The 14,370-nt window shown below is 71.4% G+C and carries 15 protein-coding genes; 6 read left to right on the top strand and 9 right to left on the bottom strand.

All coding sequences use genetic code 11. The features are described 5' to 3' along the window. Positions 1 to 128 precede the first annotated feature (128 nt). The 3 genes from AB0M18_RS31360 to AB0M18_RS31350 all read right to left on the bottom strand — a co-directional run bounded on the left by AB0M18_RS31360 (position 129) and on the right by AB0M18_RS31350 (position 1,677). Positions 129 to 593 (bottom strand): hypothetical protein, encoded by a 465-nt coding sequence (locus AB0M18_RS31360; protein ID WP_365763997.1) that lies wholly within the window; start codon positions 591 to 593, stop codon positions 129 to 131. Positions 594 to 1,114: 521 nt separating this feature from the next. Continuing rightward, a complete protein-coding gene (locus tag AB0M18_RS31355; protein WP_365763995.1) occupies positions 1,115 to 1,471 on the bottom strand; it encodes a hypothetical protein in 357 nt (118 codons plus the stop codon). After that, positions 1,468 to 1,677: a hypothetical protein gene (locus AB0M18_RS31350; protein WP_365763993.1), complete on the bottom strand. Its 210-nt coding sequence runs from the start codon at positions 1,675 to 1,677 to the stop codon at positions 1,468 to 1,470. Before AB0M18_RS31350 ends, AB0M18_RS31355 begins: the two co-directional genes overlap by 4 nt. A gap of 164 nt (positions 1,678 to 1,841) precedes the next feature. Between AB0M18_RS31350 and AB0M18_RS31345 the strand changes: the two genes are divergently transcribed. The 6 genes from AB0M18_RS31345 (at position 1,842) to AB0M18_RS31320 (ending at position 7,975) form a co-directional block, all read left to right on the top strand. Then, positions 1,842 to 2,108, top strand: coding sequence for a GntR family transcriptional regulator (locus tag AB0M18_RS31345; RefSeq protein ID WP_365763991.1), 267 nt, complete (start codon positions 1,842 to 1,844; stop codon positions 2,106 to 2,108). Positions 2,109 to 2,136: 28 nt separating this feature from the next. Beyond that, on the top strand, positions 2,137 to 2,757 hold the full coding sequence (locus AB0M18_RS31340) for an NAD(P)H-dependent oxidoreductase (protein ID WP_365763989.1): 621 nt from the start codon (positions 2,137 to 2,139) through the stop codon (positions 2,755 to 2,757). Between the two features lie 43 nt (positions 2,758 to 2,800). Continuing rightward, on the top strand, positions 2,801 to 3,253 hold the full coding sequence (locus AB0M18_RS31335) for a nucleoside deaminase (protein WP_365763987.1): 453 nt from the start codon (positions 2,801 to 2,803) through the stop codon (positions 3,251 to 3,253). Beyond that, on the top strand, positions 3,246 to 4,172 hold the full coding sequence (locus AB0M18_RS31330; protein WP_365763985.1) for a 2-oxoglutarate and iron-dependent oxygenase domain-containing protein: 927 nt from the start codon (positions 3,246 to 3,248) through the stop codon (positions 4,170 to 4,172). The genes AB0M18_RS31335 and AB0M18_RS31330 overlap by 8 nt, the downstream gene beginning before the upstream one ends. A 107-nt stretch (positions 4,173 to 4,279) precedes the next feature. Beyond that, positions 4,280 to 6,388 (top strand): hypothetical protein, encoded by a 2,109-nt coding sequence (locus AB0M18_RS31325; RefSeq protein ID WP_365763983.1) that lies wholly within the window; start codon positions 4,280 to 4,282, stop codon positions 6,386 to 6,388. A 27-nt stretch (positions 6,389 to 6,415) separates the two neighbouring features. Then, positions 6,416 to 7,975, top strand: a complete 1,560-nt coding sequence (locus AB0M18_RS31320; RefSeq protein ID WP_365763981.1) for a hypothetical protein — start codon at positions 6,416 to 6,418, stop codon at positions 7,973 to 7,975. Positions 7,976 to 8,008: 33 nt separating this feature from the next. On the opposite strand, the gene AB0M18_RS31315 is transcribed toward AB0M18_RS31320, so the two are convergent. The 6 genes from AB0M18_RS31315 to AB0M18_RS31290 form a co-directional block, all read right to left on the bottom strand. Then, positions 8,009 to 8,518 (bottom strand): SRPBCC domain-containing protein, encoded by a 510-nt coding sequence (locus tag AB0M18_RS31315; protein WP_365763979.1) that lies wholly within the window; start codon positions 8,516 to 8,518, stop codon positions 8,009 to 8,011. Positions 8,519 to 8,555: 37 nt separating this feature from the next. Then, positions 8,556 to 9,647, bottom strand: a complete 1,092-nt coding sequence (gene ccsB, locus AB0M18_RS31310) for a c-type cytochrome biogenesis protein CcsB (protein WP_365763977.1) — start codon at positions 9,645 to 9,647, stop codon at positions 8,556 to 8,558. Then, on the bottom strand, positions 9,644 to 11,389 hold the full coding sequence (locus AB0M18_RS31305) for a cytochrome c biogenesis protein ResB (protein ID WP_365763975.1): 1,746 nt from the start codon (positions 11,387 to 11,389) through the stop codon (positions 9,644 to 9,646). The genes ccsB and AB0M18_RS31305 overlap by 4 nt, the downstream gene beginning before the upstream one ends. A 10-nt stretch (positions 11,390 to 11,399) precedes the next feature. Then, a complete protein-coding gene (locus AB0M18_RS31300) occupies positions 11,400 to 12,137 on the bottom strand; it encodes a cytochrome c biogenesis protein CcdA (RefSeq protein WP_365763973.1) in 738 nt (245 codons plus the stop codon). Position 12,138: 1 nt separating this feature from the next. Then, positions 12,139 to 12,741 carry a TlpA disulfide reductase family protein gene (locus AB0M18_RS31295; protein WP_365763971.1) on the bottom strand — a complete coding sequence of 201 codons (603 nt, stop codon included), beginning with the start codon at positions 12,739 to 12,741 and terminating at the stop codon, positions 12,139 to 12,141. A gap of 129 nt (positions 12,742 to 12,870) precedes the next feature. Then, complete coding sequence (locus tag AB0M18_RS31290) at positions 12,871 to 14,124, bottom strand: hypothetical protein (RefSeq protein ID WP_365763969.1); 1,254 nt, start codon at positions 14,122 to 14,124, stop codon at positions 12,871 to 12,873. Positions 14,125 to 14,370 lie beyond the last annotated feature (246 nt).

Raw genomic sequence — 14,370 nt, 5'->3', positions numbered from 1 at the left:
GGACGAGTGGGACTCGTGTGACTGGTGAGGCGATCCAATTCCCATCCCCCACCGCGATTCCCGACTTTGCACGCCCAGCAGCCGTGCAGGCGCCTTCTGGACGATGCAAAGTCCGAGATCCACGGGTCCTAGCCGTACGGGTTGAGTGCCCGGAAGCGGACGGTGTCGCTGCGACGGTCGAACCACAGGTTGGTGGAGTAGCCGCTGCCGTCGCGGTCGAGCTCGTCCGACCGAACCCACTGCGGGTCCTCCGGCCCCTCTCCCTTGAGCGGCTTCTCGAACCACGAGGAGAAGTCATCGGCCGGCCCCTCCGAGACGAAGGCATGGGCCGCTGTCAGCTCGGCAAGCTTCCCCGGCGCCAACCGGGCGAAGCCCGAGATCACCAGCTCCGGCGACGGCAGGCCCCGATCGTTGTCCCGGCTGCTCACCCACTTGGCGTCGGTGAGCTGGCCCAGCACAGGAAACGCCCGCCCCAGCGGTTCGGTCTCGGTGCGCCAGTCCTCGTCGGCCCCGTTCACCGCCCACCGCAGAACCCACCAGACGGGCAGGACCGCCAGCCCCGCCCCGATCCCGATCACCTTCCGTCGCTCCAACGCGATCCCCCCATGCCTGACTTCGGGGGCACCTTATCCAGCTCGCACGGAGGCTGGTGCGACTGGTGAGGCGATCTGCAGGCACGGCGTGCAAAGTCGGCAACCCCCGTCCCCCGATGGGACGGATGAGACCCGTGTGACTTCAGGGACGGCCATCGCGCCCCAGGACTTCGCACGAGCGGGGTTTGCATCACCCCGAACCGGCGATACGGGATCCCCCGCCTCGGCCGCGAACCGAGCCCCTACCCACCGGCCCGAGGACTTCTTTCGCTCGGGAGTGATACCCGGGCTCACCCACCACCGGCCCGCCATCCGCCTACGGCGGGACGGGCTACCCGGGGCTTTCCGCGTGGCCGGGCCCCCGGCCGCCCTCCGAGTGTGCAAAGGCTCCCGGAGACACCGGGTCAAGGGTGGCCGTAGGCCATCGCGCAGCGACGCGACCGAAGGGAGCGCCCTTGACGCGGTGGCGGAGGGGGCCACACTCGGAGAGAGGGCGGCCACACCAGAAACCCACGCAGGACTCACGCCCCGTCGTGCCCCCGCAGGTGGCAGACGCACTCGCACATGAGGTAACGGACTCCCGGTACACCCGACTCGCGCGGCACATGGTCCCGGCAGCGCTCATGCAGACCGACGATGCAGCGCGGCGACCGGTACGCCGGCTCCTCTGCCGGTTCCAGGCTGCCCGCGAGTGCGTGAGTGAAGAGGGAGACGCTCACCGCGTCGGCGATCTCCGGCGTCACCCACCAGGCATCGCCCGCGCGGTCGCGGTGCGGCCCTCCATGCCCCACAGCGAGCACGCAGACCGACCCCGCGCACACCGGCCGCATCACCTCGACGACGGCGACCGAGGGGCGCCGGGCCCCGCAGCGGTTCATCGGGCGACGCCGGCGTGGACGCGGGTGGCGTGGATGTTGCGGTGGTCGACGTCCACCCCGACCGTGGCCAGCCACAGCGCGCGCCGCCGTCGGCGCTGGGCCGCCCGTGTGCGGTGCCGGCCGGTGGGCGGCAGGGTCAGCGCCAGCAGCCAGAGGAGGACGGGGATCAGGACCCCGCCGAGGGTGTGCGCGATAGGGTTTCGCACGTCGTCAACTCCGTTGAAGTTGGTGGCCATGCCCCGGGGCCGGTACCAGCGGCCGCCGGGGTCTTCGCTTGCCCGAAAACGCTAGCTTGGCAACTAGTCCTCTGCATACAAGTGCAGACAGATCCACTCGATCGTGGAGTTTCACACCGCTCTATGTTGGACGTATGAGCGAATCTTCCACCCCGGGTGGCCCCCTGGACCCGATGAGCGCCACTCCGCTCTACGTCCAGCTGGCCGATGCCATCGCCAAGCAGATCGCTGCGGGAACGCTCGCGCCCGATCGCCCGATCCCCTCCGAGCACCGTCTGGCCGAGGAGTACGGTGTGGCCCGCCTCACCGCCCGGCGGGCCACCCAGGAACTGCGTGAGCGCGGGCTCGTGATCACCGTGCGCGGCAAGGGCTCCTACGTCATGCCCTCCACCGAGGAATAGCCCCGGGGGCCGGGCAGTTGGCAGCGACATGACCCTCGACCCCGTACACAACCCGGACCGCTCGTTCCTCTTCGTCCTCGGCAGCTCCCGCGCCGACGGCAACTCCGAGATGCTCGCCCGCGCCGCCGCCGCGCACCTGCCCGCCGATGTCGGGCAGCGTTGGGTGGATCTGAACCGGCTGGAGCTGCCCGACTTCCAGGACGGGCGGCACGAGAGCGGCGACCGGCAGGCCGCGGGGGACGAGGAGCTGTTGCGGCGGGCCACGATGGAGGCCACGGACATCGTCATCGTCTCGCCCCTGTACTGGTACAGCCTCTCCGCGCAGACCAAGCGCTACCTGGACTACTGGTCGGGCTGGCTGAACCTGCCCGGCTCGGACTTCAAGGAGCGCATGGCGGGCGGCACGCTGTGGGGGGTGACGGCCATGGCCGACGACGACCATGTCGTCGCGGACGGCCTGGTGACCGGCCTGAGTCATTCGGCGGCCTATCTGCGGATGCGCTTCGGCGGGGTCCTGACCGGGACGGGCTCCCGCCCCGGCCGGGTGCGGGCCGACGAGCGGGCGATGAGCCGTGCCAGGACCTTCTTCCAGGGCGAGACGCCACTCGCCCGCTTCCCCTACGAGCAGGAGGCCGGCGCCCTCGCGTGAGGGACTGTGTGATGTCGGCACCGCCCCGGGGAAGGCTTCCCGCATGGACCAGGAACAGGCCCGCCACTGGCTGAGCGTCGCCCTCGCGGAGGCGCGGGCCGGGCTCGCGGAGGGCGGGGTGCCGATCGGGGCCGCGTTGTACGGGCCGGACGGGGAGCTGCTCGGGCGCGGGCACAATCGGCGGGTGCAGGACGGGGATCCGTCGGCGCACGCGGAGACGGCCGCCTTCCGGGCGGCGGGCCGGCAGCGCTCGTACCGGGGTACGACGATGGTGACGACGCTGTCGCCCTGCTGGTACTGCTCCGGCCTGGTCCGGCAGTTCGGCATCTCGCGGGTGGTGGTCGGCGAGGCCCGCACCTTCCACGGCGGTCACGACTGGCTGGCGGAGCAGGGGGTGGAGGTGCTGGTCCTGGACGACGCGGAGTGCGCGGCGCTGATGCGCGGGTTCGTCTCCGAGCACCCGGACCTGTGGAACGAGGACATCGGCCATGACTGACACCGGGACCGGGGCCGGGACCGGGCTTCCCACGATCGATCTGCGACGCGATCCCGTCCCGCAGCTGCCGGCCGTCGACCTCGCCTTGCGCAAGGCCGGGTTCCTGCTGGTCGCCGGGCATGGGGTGGACCCCGGACTGCGGGCGGAGATCCGGGCCGTCGCCCGGCGCTTCTTCCACCTGCCGGCGGCCGTGAAGGAGCCGTACGCGGTGAAGGTCGGCGGGCGCGGCTGGCTCGGGCCCGGCGCCGAGGCCAACGGCTACGCGGAGGGCACCGCCACCCCGCCGGACCTCAAGGAGTCGCTGTCCTTCGCGGCGGAGACGCCGACCGGGGACCCGGCCGTGGACGCCGAGTGGTTCCTGCCGAACACGTGGCCCGCCGAGACACCGGCCCTCAAACCGCTGGTCGAGGAGTACCTGGCGCAGATGCGGGAGCTGTCCGACCACGTCCTCGACCTGCTCGGGCTCGCGCTCGGCGAGGAGGCCGACTTCTTCACCCGGCACACCGGGCACCCCACCTTCGGCTTCAACATCAACTGGTACCCGGCGCTCGAACGGACCGGGCCGCCCGAGCCGGGGCAGTTCCGGATCGGGCCGCACACCGACTTCGGCACCGTGACGGTCCTGGACCGGCAGGCGGGGCGGGGCGGGCTTCAGCTGTTCACCGACGAGGACGGCTGGCAGGACGCCCCGTACGACCCGGACGCCTTCACCGTCAACATCGGGGATCTGATGGCGGGTTGGACGGGCGGTCGCTGGCGTTCGGGGCGGCACCGGGTGCTGCCGCCGCCGGCCGACGTGCCCGCCGAGGAGCTGATGTCGCTCGTCTACTTCTACGAGTGCACGCCCGGCACGACGATCAACGGCATCGAGTCCCACTCCTATCTGCGGGCCCAGCTCGACGCCATCTCCGCACAGTGAGTTCGAGTTCCGAAAACCCTGGCCGATGACCAACTCCCCGTCGATAATTCGGACTTGAGGATGTGACGGGGCACGTCTGACGGGATACGGGATGCGGGGGATGACGGGTGCCGAGAGTCCTGTACGGCCGCGAGGCGGTGCTCCAGCGCACGGGGCTCGCCGCGCGCCTGATCGGGTTGGGGGGCGAGGGACTCGCCCGCGTGCCGCACGAGCATGGTGACGACCCGCCCGTGGTCGTGTTCACCGGCGGGCGCGGGATGGGCAAGACCGCCCTGCTCAAGAAGCTCCGCGACACCTACAAGGGGGCCACTCCGCTCGCCCTGGTCGACTGCGACCGGATCGAGCCGCCCGCCGACCACGGCCCGGGCTGGACCGAACTGACCGGTGCACTCGCCGAGTTGGCGGTGCAGCTGGCGCCTCGCGTGACCGGGGCGAAGCCGGTGCAGTTCCCGCGGCTCTCGCTCGGCCTGGTCGCGGTCGCCTCCACCGGCTGGTCGCGAGAGGACGAGGAGCGGGCCCAGCGCGATCTGCAGCGGCTCGGGCCGGTGCTCTCCACCGTCGACGCCACCAAGGGCGCGGCGGCGAACTGGGTCACCAAGGTGCTGACCAAGCTCGCCGCCACCTTCGCCGAGACCGCCGCGCCGCTCGCCGGGCTGCTCGCCGAGGCGACCGTCGAGACGGTCCTGGAGGAGGTCTTCGGGCGGGTGCAGCAGAAGTCGGAAGGCTGGTACGGGAGTTACCGCAACGCCGGCGGACGCGGCAAGGCCGGGCTCCAGCAGCTCGCCATCGACTTCGAGCAGGGCGGCCGGCGCCGCCGGGAGGCCGAGGGCTTCCTGGTCGGCGCCCTGGTGGAGGACCTGGGCCAGGCCTACAAGGGCCTCACCAGGGTCGGCACCCGGCGCGGCCGGCCGGTCGTACTGCTCGACAACGCGCACGGCGAGCTGGGCCGCCGGCTCGTCGAACCGATCCTGCGGGCCCGCCACGAGGGCCGCCGCGACAAGCTGGTGGTGCTCGCCGCCTCCCGGGTCCACCAGCACGAGGGCCTGCGGCACGCGCACCGGATGAAGCTGCCGGAGACCGCGCACCGGGCGCCCGCCCCGCGCGGCGAGGACGTCACCTCCGGCATCCTCGCCGTCGAGCTCACCCCGCTCTCCCCGAACCAGACCCAGGCCGCCTTCGACCGGCTCGACCCGTCCGGCCGCACCCCCGCCGACCTGGCGCGCGGGGTGCACCGGCTGACCGGCGGCCGGCCGCTCGGCGTGCTGCTGCTCGGGCAGGCCGCCGCCGAGGCGCCGCGCGCCGAACGCCCCGGGCTCACCCCGGGCGCGCTGCTCGACCTGACCGTCGAGCTCCGCGAGGACGCGCACCCGGTGCCGGTCGCGCCGACGCTGCTCGGGGCGCTGCTGCCGCAGCCGCGCCTGGAGCCGTTCACGGTGCTCGCCGCCGCGCACGACGAGGAGTCCGCGCGGCTGCTCGCCCACACCCGGCTGCGCGCCGAGAACCGGGACGGCGACATGGCGCTGCTCGTACGGGACCGGCTGCGCGCCGAGGACTGGGCGGAGGGCCCCGAGCACTTCGTCGCCGACCCGCTGCTTCGCGCCCTGCTGCTGCACCGGCTGCGCTTCGAGGACGCCGACCATCCGCGGCACGCGGCCTGGCGGGCGGTGCACGAGACGCTGCACCGGCACTACGGGCGGGCCGGCGCGCCCGCCGCCGAGCTGCCGTACCGGCTGTTCCACGAACTGGCCCTGGGGCGGGCCGAGGACGCCGTGACGCATCTGCGGACCACGTTCCCGGAGCCGGACGTGGTGGGCTGGCTGGGGCGGCTGCGGTTCGTGGCCTCCGCCCCGTATCCGCGTGAGGCGAGCGGCGGCGGACCGGGCGCCGGCGGGCCCGACCCGCGCCGGGCCGCCGCCCTCGGCCGTCCGGCACCGGACGGCCGGGCGCCCGTCCCGCTGCCGGACGGCCTGGACGCGGACGCGACCGCCCTGCATCTCTCCGTACGACGGCTGCTGCACGCCGTGTGGCTGCTGACCGATCCGCTGGCACTGCCGGACGAGGAGGTGACCGAGAAGCTGGCGCACGAGCTGCGGCAGCTGTCCGGGCGCCATCTGACGGGCAACAGCCCGCTGTGGGACGCGGCCACGCACTGGCCCAGGGACATTCACGCCTGGCGGCGGCCCTCGCTGCCGCCGGGCCGCGAGGACGGAGTCTGAGGCGATGACGGAACGGAGTCCGAGGCGATGACCGACCCGCTGCACCCCCGCGACCGCTTCCTCGCCCGCTATCTCTACACCCCGAGACAGCGGTTCTTCGCCGCCGTGCTCGCCCTGCTCGTCATCGGGCTGCCGCTCGGCTGGGCGATCAAGACCTGGACGACCCCGGAGAACCGTTCCTGTGCGGCGGGAGTCGCGCGCCCCGCGGGCTCCGACGAGTGCGTCGGCGTCAACGGCGACGGCTTCGCCTTCCGCGTCCCCGAACTCGCACCGATCGCCGGGCTGATAGGCCGCGAGAACGCCACCCTGAAGCCCGGCGAGTACGCCACCGTCGCCGTCCTGCTGCCGCTCACCTCCCCCGACGCGGGCATGCGCGTCAAGGTGCTGCACGAGCTCCAGGGCGCCTACGCCCGCCAGCACCGGGCCAACCACGAGTCCAACAGCGAGACCCCGAAGATCCGCCTCGTCCTCGCCAACACCGGCAAGGGCAACGCCCATTGGCGCACCACCGTCGACCAGCTGAAGGGCATGACCGGCGCCCCGGACCAGCTGCGCGCGGTCACCGGCGTCGCCACCTCCTCCACCGAGATCCGGCAGGCCGTCACCGCCCTCACCCACGAGGCGGGCCTCGCCGTCGTCGGCACCACCATCACCGCCGACGACATCGCCAACGGCCCCGGCCCCGGCGCCGACCGCTTCCCCGGCCTCGCCCGGGTCTCCCCCACCAACAGCGACGAGGCCGACGCGCTCGCCCACTTCGGCAAGGTGGACGCCGCCAGGGCCCTGCTCGTGCAGGACACCCGCACCGGCGACCACTACACCGACACCCTCAAGTCGGCCTTCGCCACGTCCCTGAAGGGCGCGCCCTACGAGCCGCAGCTGTTCACCTCGCCCGCCGACCCCACCGAGGAGGGCACCACCGCCAACACGTTCAAGCAGATCACCCACCTCATCTGCGACACCCGCGCCGAGACCGTGTTCTTCGCGGGCCGGCACACCCAGCTGCGCCAGTTCATCAACGCGCTCGGCGCCCGCGGCTGCGTCGAGCGTCCCTTCACCATCCTCACCGGTGACGAGGGCTCCTACCTGGGCGCCGACAGCAAGCTCGACCGCAAGGCCCTCAAGGCGCGCCTCACCGTGCGGTACGCCTCGCTCGCGCACCCCGACGCCTGGCGGGCCGCGCCGGGCCGGACGGTGCCGGCGACGGGCGGGTCGACGGTCGCGTACGACACCTTCCTCACGGACATCGCCCGCGCGGACGAGAAGCCGGTGGCGCTCGCGGACGGGCAGGCGATCGTCGCGTACGACGCGATGGCGACGGCCGTCCACGCGATCCGGCAGGCCACCCCGGACGGCGCGGCCGTACCGGAGCTCGACGACGTGGCCACCCAGTGGCCGCAGGTCAAGGGCTCGCTGCGGGTGCAGGGCGCGAGCGGCTGGATCTGCCTGGACAACTTCGGCAACCCGTACAACAAGGCGGTCCCGATCGTGGAGCTCGCCGAGGACGGCACCCAGCGCTTCGTGGCCATCGCCTGGCCGGCGGGCGGGCCGCCGGCCACGAGCTGCCTGCCGCCGAAGAAGGGGTGAGCGTACGGGGGTGACCGTACGTGGGCGGTGTGTCTACGGCTCCCACTTGGGCCAGGGCGCCTCGTCCCGCTCGTACAGCTCGCGCAGCTCGCGCCAGCGGTCCTCGGTCCAGTCGAGCCAGTTCGTGGGGTGGCCGTCCAGGGCCCTGGCGAGCCGTTCGAAGTGTTCGTGCCACCCCGCCAGCATGTCCAGCTTCTCCTCGCGCGGGCCGCGGAACTCGTGCGTGAAGCGCAGGACGGTCGCGGGTTCCAGATGGAAGCGGATGCGCTGGTGACCGGGCTCGACGGTGTATTCGGCGACGTTCTCCATGTCCCAGGCGGTCACCTGCCCCGAGAGGACCGTGTCGCTGTTGAGCCAGCGCAGGGTGACCCGCCCGCCCAGCCTGGGCTCCAGCGGGTCGGCCGCGCACAACCACTGCGGCAGCCCCTCCGGTGTCGCGACGGCCGCCCAGACGCTCACCATCGGGTGCGGCAGCTCCATCACGAACCGCAGATGATGCAGGTCGTCGTGGGTCTCGCTCCGGCCCCGGGGTATCTCGCTCATACCTCCAGCGTGGCCCCGGGGCTTCTCGGTCGCGAGCTCAGACGCCCGCGTAGGAGTGCTTGCTGCTCACGAAGATGTTGACTCCGTAGTAGTTGAAGAGGAAGCAGGCGAAGGCGATGAGCGCGATGTACGCGGCCTTGCGGCCCTTCCAGCCGGCGGTGGCGCGGGCGTGCAGGTACGCCGCGTAACCGACCCAGGTGATGAAGGACCAGACCTCCTTGGCGTCCCAGCCCCAGTAGCGGCCCCACGCGTCGCCGGCCCAGATCGCGCCGGCGATGATCGTGAAGGTCCACAGCGGGAAGACGGCCGCGTTGACCCGGTAGGCGAACTTGTCGAGGCTGGCCGCGGCGGGCAGCCGCTCCAGGACGGAGCGGGCGAAGGAGCCCGGGTCGCCGCCGGTGGCGAGCTTGTTCTCGTACGAGTCGCGGAACAGGTAGAGCAGGGTGGCGACGGCGCCCAGGTAGAACACGGCGCCGCAGAAGATCGCGGTCGAGACGTGGATCCACAGCCAGTACGAGTCGAGCGCCGGCACCAGCTGGTCGCTGGGCGTCTTCAGCCAGGTGACCGCCATGCCCAGGTCGAGCAGGACCGTGGTGACCAGCGGCAGACCGATCCAGCGGACGTTCTTCTTCGCGACGAGGAAGCCGAGGTACGCGCCGACCGCCACCGTGGAGAAAGTGGTGGAGAACTCGTACATGTTGCCCCACGGGGCCCGCTGCACGGAGAGCGCGCGGGTGATCACGCCGGCCGCCTCGATGAGGAAGGCGAGCGCGGTCAGCGAGACCGCGATCCGGCCGTACAGGTCGCCCTGGACCGTGCCGCCGGCCGCGCCGGGGCCGTCCGGGACGTCCCGGGCGCCGGCCGCGGAGCGGGTGACGACCTGCGGCTTGTCGAGCACGGCGGTGCCGCCGGCGGCCGTCCTGACCTGGACGGCCGGGGCCGCGGCGGCGGCCGCCCCCGGCTGCTGCTGCGTGAGGGCGGCGGCGGTGCGGCCGACCTTGCTGCGGCTGCCGAACACCCACTCGGCGATGTGGGCGAAGAAGGCCAGGGTGTAGACGGCCATGGACGAGTAGACGAGCAGGTCGCTCAGCTGCGCCAGGCTCTCGTTGGTCTCGGCGGCGAGGATCACTTCTCAGCCCCTTCGGACTTTGCGGCAGGTGTGCCGGCGGATGATTCCGCGGGTTCTTCCGGCGCCGTGGGCGCCTTCGCGTGGAGCGTGGCCGCGAGCTCGGCCAGCTCCTCGGGCAGCTTGGCGGACTCGCTGCGGCCGAGGCCCGCCATCTCGACGACGGTGACGCCGTCCTCGCCGCGGACCGCCCGGACCCAGACCCGGCGGCGCTGGATGAACAGCGAGCCGGCGAGTCCGGCGATGGCGGCGATCGCGCCGGTGAGGGCGAGGCCGTTGCCCGGCTGCTGGGAGATCTGGAAGCTCGCCCACTCCTTGATCTCCTTCTCGAAGGTGATCGAGCCGGCACCGTCGGGCAGCGTCATGGTCTCGCCGGGCAGCAGCCGGTTGGCCTTGCCGGTGCCGCCGGCGACCGCGAACTGCTTCATCTTCGAGGTGTCGAGCTGGTACACGTTCTGCGGCAGACCGGAGTCGACCCGCAGGTCGCCGTGGTAGCCGGTGAGCGCCATGACCGGGAAGTCGAGCGCCGGGAACTGGGAGAACATCGTCCCCTTGCCGGCGCCCGCGAAGGTCGGCACGAGGAAGGCCTGGAAGCCCAGCTGCTCCTTCTTGCCGTTCTTGTCGCGGTAGCCGTCCATCACCTTGATCGCGCCGGACGAGGTGATGTTGTTGTCGATCGGCAGCAGCGGCACGGGGCCGCTGGTGACGATCTTCCCGCGGCCGTCCCGGACGGTGACGACGGGCGCGTAGCCGTGGGAGATCAGATAGACCTTGGAGCCGCCGACCTCCAGCGGCTCGTTGACCCGGATGACGGCCTTCTTGTCGGGGCCGCCGTCCTCGGAGTAGGTGACGGCCGCCTCGAAGGTGCGCGGGGTGCCGCGCTGGGGGCCGTTCTTCTCGTACGTGCCGGTGAAGCCGTCGAGCTTGAAGCCGAACGGCGCCAGGTCGTCGACGGAGAACTGGGAGCCGGACTTGAAGTCGTCGTACTGGGTGAGCGTGTTGGAGAAGCCGTCACCCTCGACGATCAGCTTGCCGCCCTCGGACTTGAACAGCTGGCCGACGGCGAAGGCCACGAGGATGACGATCAGGGCGACGTGGAAGAGCAGGTTGCCGGCCTCGCGCAGAAAGCCCTTCTCCGCGGCGACGGCGTCGCCCGCGGTGTGGGCGCGGAAGCGGCGGCCCTTGAGGGTCGCGAGCGCGACGGCCCTGACGTCCTCGGGAGCGGCCTCGGTGCGCCAGGTGGTGTACGCGGGGAGCCGGGTGAGGCGCTTGGGCGCGCCCGGCGGGCGGCTGCGGAGCTGGCCGACGAACTGCCAGGTGCGGGGCACGATGCAGCCGATGAGGGAGACGAAGAGCAGGATGTAGATCGCGGAGAACCACACCGAGCTGTAGACGTCGAAGAGCTGGAGCTTCTCGTAGAGCGGCGTGAGGGTCTCGTGCGCCTTCTTGAACTGCTCCACCTTCAGCTCGTCCGCGCTGGTCTGCGGGATGAGCGAGCCGGGCACGGCGCCCAGGGACAGCAGGAAGAGCAGGATCAGCGCGACCCGCATGGAGGTCAGCTGCCGCCAGAACCAGCGGATCCAGCCGATGACGCCGAGGGCGGGGCCGCCGAGCGCCGTCTCCTCGCGGGGGGCGGTGGACAGCCGGTCCCCGGCCTCGTCGAGGCCGGTCTCGGGCTGCTGTGCGCCCGCCTGGGGCTGCGGTGCGCCGGCCTCGGGCTGCTGTGTCATGTCGGTCCTGCTCATCTCGGAACTCTCAGATCCCCACCGTGAAACCGCTGGACCAGCCCTGCATCGTGGAGACCATGGTGTCCCACGCGCCTGTGAGGAGCAGGATGCCGGTCAGGATCATCATGCCGCCGCCGATCCGCATCACCCACGCGTAGTGCTTCTTCACCCAGGCGAACGCCCCGAGCGCCTTGCGGAACGCGACGGCCGTGAGAATGAACGGCAGGCCGAGGCCGAAGCAGTACGCGACGGTCAGCAGCGCCCCGCGGCCGGCGCTGGCCTCGTTCGCGGCGAGCGCGTTGACGGCGGCGAGCGTCGGGCCGATGCAGGGGGTCCAGCCGATGCCGAAGAGCGCGCCGAGCAGTGGCGCGCCGACGAGGCCGGTGACGGGCCGCTTGTGGAAGCGGAACTCGCGCTGGGTGAACCAGGGCATGAGGCCCAGGAAGAACACGCCCATGAGGATCATGAGCACGCCGAGGACGGTCGTCAGGGTCTCGCGGTGCTCCTGGAGCGTCCAGCCGAAGAAGCCGAAGAGCGCGCCGCTGGAGACGAACACGGCGGAGAAGCCGAGGACGAAGAGAGCGGCGCCGGCGGTCATCCGGCCGCGCCGGGCCTCGCCGAGGTCGGTGCCGGTGACCCCGGTCACGTAACTCAGATAACCGGGGACGAGCGGCAGGACGCAGGGCGAGAAGAAGGAGACGAGGCCGCCGAGCACGGCGATGGGCAGCGCGAGGAGCAGCGCCCCGTTGAAGACCGTCTCGTTCACGTCACTTCTCCGCGAGCAGCGGGTCGATCATGGACTTGAGCTTGGCCTCGTCGAGTGCCATGAGGGATCGCGCGGCGATCTTCCCGTCCTTGTCGAGCACGATGGTGGAGGGGATGCCCTGCGGGAGGGACCCCTTGGGGAAGCCATGGAGGATGATCTTCCCCGCCGGGTCGTAGAGGCTCGGGTACGTGATGTCGTAGCTCGACTCGAAGTTGACCGCGTCCGGCTTCTTGAAGTCGCGGGTGTTGATCCCGACGAACTGGACGCCCTTGGCCTGGTAGTCCTTGGAGACCTTCGAGAAGTGCGGCGCCTCGGCGCGGCAGGGGCTGCACCAGGAGCCCCAGACGTTGAGGACGACGACCTTGCCCTTGAGGTCGGCGACGTCGAGCGCACGGCCGTCGATGGTCTCCCCGGCGAGCTTGTTCGGCGCCTGCCGCTCGCCCTTGGCGACGGTGGAGACACCGCCCGCGTTGGTCACGAAGTTGGTGCCGCCACCGCCGCCCGACCTGCCCTTGGAGTCGGAGCTGCATCCGGTCAGCACGAGCGCGGCGGCCACGAGGGCGACCGCCGGCAGGGCGCGACGAGGGGCATGGCTGAGGCTCATGTGAAAAGTTTCGCATGGGCGTTTCGCCGATCTTGGGCACCCCCACTACGTGCCCGTAACGCCCCTTGTCAAGATCGTCTAAGCCGGGCGGGGCTCCCTCCGGGCCGGTCCGGGCTAGCCCGGACCGGGCTAGGCCGGGCGGAGGAAGGTGTTCCAGCCGCCCGCCGGGGACTGGCCGACCTCCAGGGTACGCAGCTTGGCGAGGATCTTGGGGTCCTGGACGTCCAGCCAGTCGGCGAACTGGCGGAAGGAGACGAGCCGCACGTCCTTCTTGCCAGCCATGCCCTTCAGGGCCTCCTCGACGGCGTCCATGTAGATGCCGCCGTTCCACTGCTCGAAGTGGTTGCCGACGAAGAAGGGCGCGCGGTTGGACTCGTACGCGCGGTTGAAGCCGTTGAGGTACGCCTCGGCGGCCTGCTTGCGCCAGCCGGGATAGCGCGAGGGCATGCCCTTGGTCGTGTTCTTTGACTGGTTGGCGAGCATGTTGTAGTCCATGGACAGGACCTCGAAGGAGTGCCCGGGGAAGGGCACGGCCTGCAGCGGCAGGTCCCAGACGCCGCCGCGCTTGACCGGCCACATCTGGCGGCCGCCGGGCGAGCTGGCGTCGTAGCGCCAGCCGAGGCGCTGGGCGGTGGGCAGCAGGTTGTCCTGGCCGAGCAGGCAGGGGGTGCGGCCGCCGACGAGCTCCTTGGAGTAGTCGAAGGGCAGCGGGGGCAGGTCGGTCCAGCCGGTGTTGGTCTTCCACCGGGTGACGAAGCCGACGGCCTGGTCGATCTCGTTCTGCCACTGCGCGGGGGTCCAGTGGGCGACGGAGCCGGAGCCGCCGCAGAAGTGCCCGTTGAAGTGGGTGCCGATCTCGTGTCCGTCGAGCCAGGCCTGACGGACGTTCTTCAGCGTCTCCTTGATGTGGTCGTCGGTGAGGTAGCCGATGTCGGAGGCGCCGACGCGGTTGTTCGGCGGGCGGTAGAGGTCCTTCTTGGACTCGGGCAGCAGATAGAGCCCGGAGAGGAAGAAGGTCATCGCCGCGTCGTGGTTCTTGGCGAGTTCGAGGAAGCGCGGGAAGAGGCCGTTGCCGACCTCGCCGGCGCCGTCCCAGGAGAAGATGACGAACTGCGGCGGGGTCTGACCGGGTTCGAGCGGCACGGGGGCGTCGGGCTGGTTCGGCTGCTTTCCGGTGTCGGCGGTGGAACCGTCGCCGATCGGCCGGCCGTCGTCCTGGGTGGGCTTGGCGGAGGGATCCGGGGCGCCGGTGACGTCGCCGCCCTTGCCGGGTCCGGAACGTCCGGTGTTGTCCTTGTTGTTGGTGCTGCAGGCGGTCAGTCCCAGTGCGGCGGCGGCACCGACTCCCGCCCCGAGCAGACTCCTCCGATTGATCCCGCGCATGACATCCCCATTCGCGCTGACGTAAGACCTGAACGTCATCCAAACCGACAATGAGTGAGATGACGGGAGGAACACGGAGGTTCCGGGAAATAGCACAAACTTCAGGGCGGTCGAACGACGTTCTGTCGTCCGACCGCCCTGAGGGTGTACTGCGGGGAGAGCCTCGGCGTCTATGCCTCGACGGCCTTCGTCCTACGCGCCGGAGGCCGCCGCCTCACGCACCGAAGGCCTTCACCTCACGCGCTG

Origin of the sequence: Streptomyces sp. NPDC051909 (assembly GCF_040681095.1) — a bacterium.
Taxonomy (GTDB): domain Bacteria; phylum Actinomycetota; class Actinomycetes; order Streptomycetales; family Streptomycetaceae; genus Streptomyces.
This window is presented reverse-complemented; position numbering and strand designations above follow the sequence as displayed.

Bases quoted from the DNA above. Each gene is read 5' to 3' on its own strand.
- AB0M18_RS31295 (WP_365763971.1), bottom strand. From the start codon at position 12,741: ATGAGCCTCAGCCATGCCCCTCGTCGCGCCCTGCCGGCGGTCGCCCTC.
- AB0M18_RS31290 (WP_365763969.1), bottom strand. From the start codon at position 14,124: ATGCGCGGGATCAATCGGAGGAGTCTGCTCGGGGCGGGAGTCGGTGCC.
- AB0M18_RS31345 (WP_365763991.1), top strand. From the start codon at position 1,842: ATGAGCGAATCTTCCACCCCGGGTGGCCCCCTGGACCCGATGAGCGCC.
- AB0M18_RS31315 (WP_365763979.1), bottom strand. From the start codon at position 8,518: ATGAGCGAGATACCCCGGGGCCGGAGCGAGACCCACGACGACCTGCAT.
- AB0M18_RS31340 (WP_365763989.1), top strand. From the start codon at position 2,137: ATGACCCTCGACCCCGTACACAACCCGGACCGCTCGTTCCTCTTCGTC.
- AB0M18_RS31305 (WP_365763975.1), bottom strand. From the start codon at position 11,389: ATGAGCAGGACCGACATGACACAGCAGCCCGAGGCCGGCGCACCGCAG.
- AB0M18_RS31330 (WP_365763985.1), top strand. From the start codon at position 3,246: ATGACTGACACCGGGACCGGGGCCGGGACCGGGCTTCCCACGATCGAT.
- AB0M18_RS31320 (WP_365763981.1), top strand. From the start codon at position 6,416: ATGACCGACCCGCTGCACCCCCGCGACCGCTTCCTCGCCCGCTATCTC.
- AB0M18_RS31335 (WP_365763987.1), top strand. From the start codon at position 2,801: ATGGACCAGGAACAGGCCCGCCACTGGCTGAGCGTCGCCCTCGCGGAG.
- AB0M18_RS31355 (WP_365763995.1), bottom strand. From the start codon at position 1,471: ATGAACCGCTGCGGGGCCCGGCGCCCCTCGGTCGCCGTCGTCGAGGTG.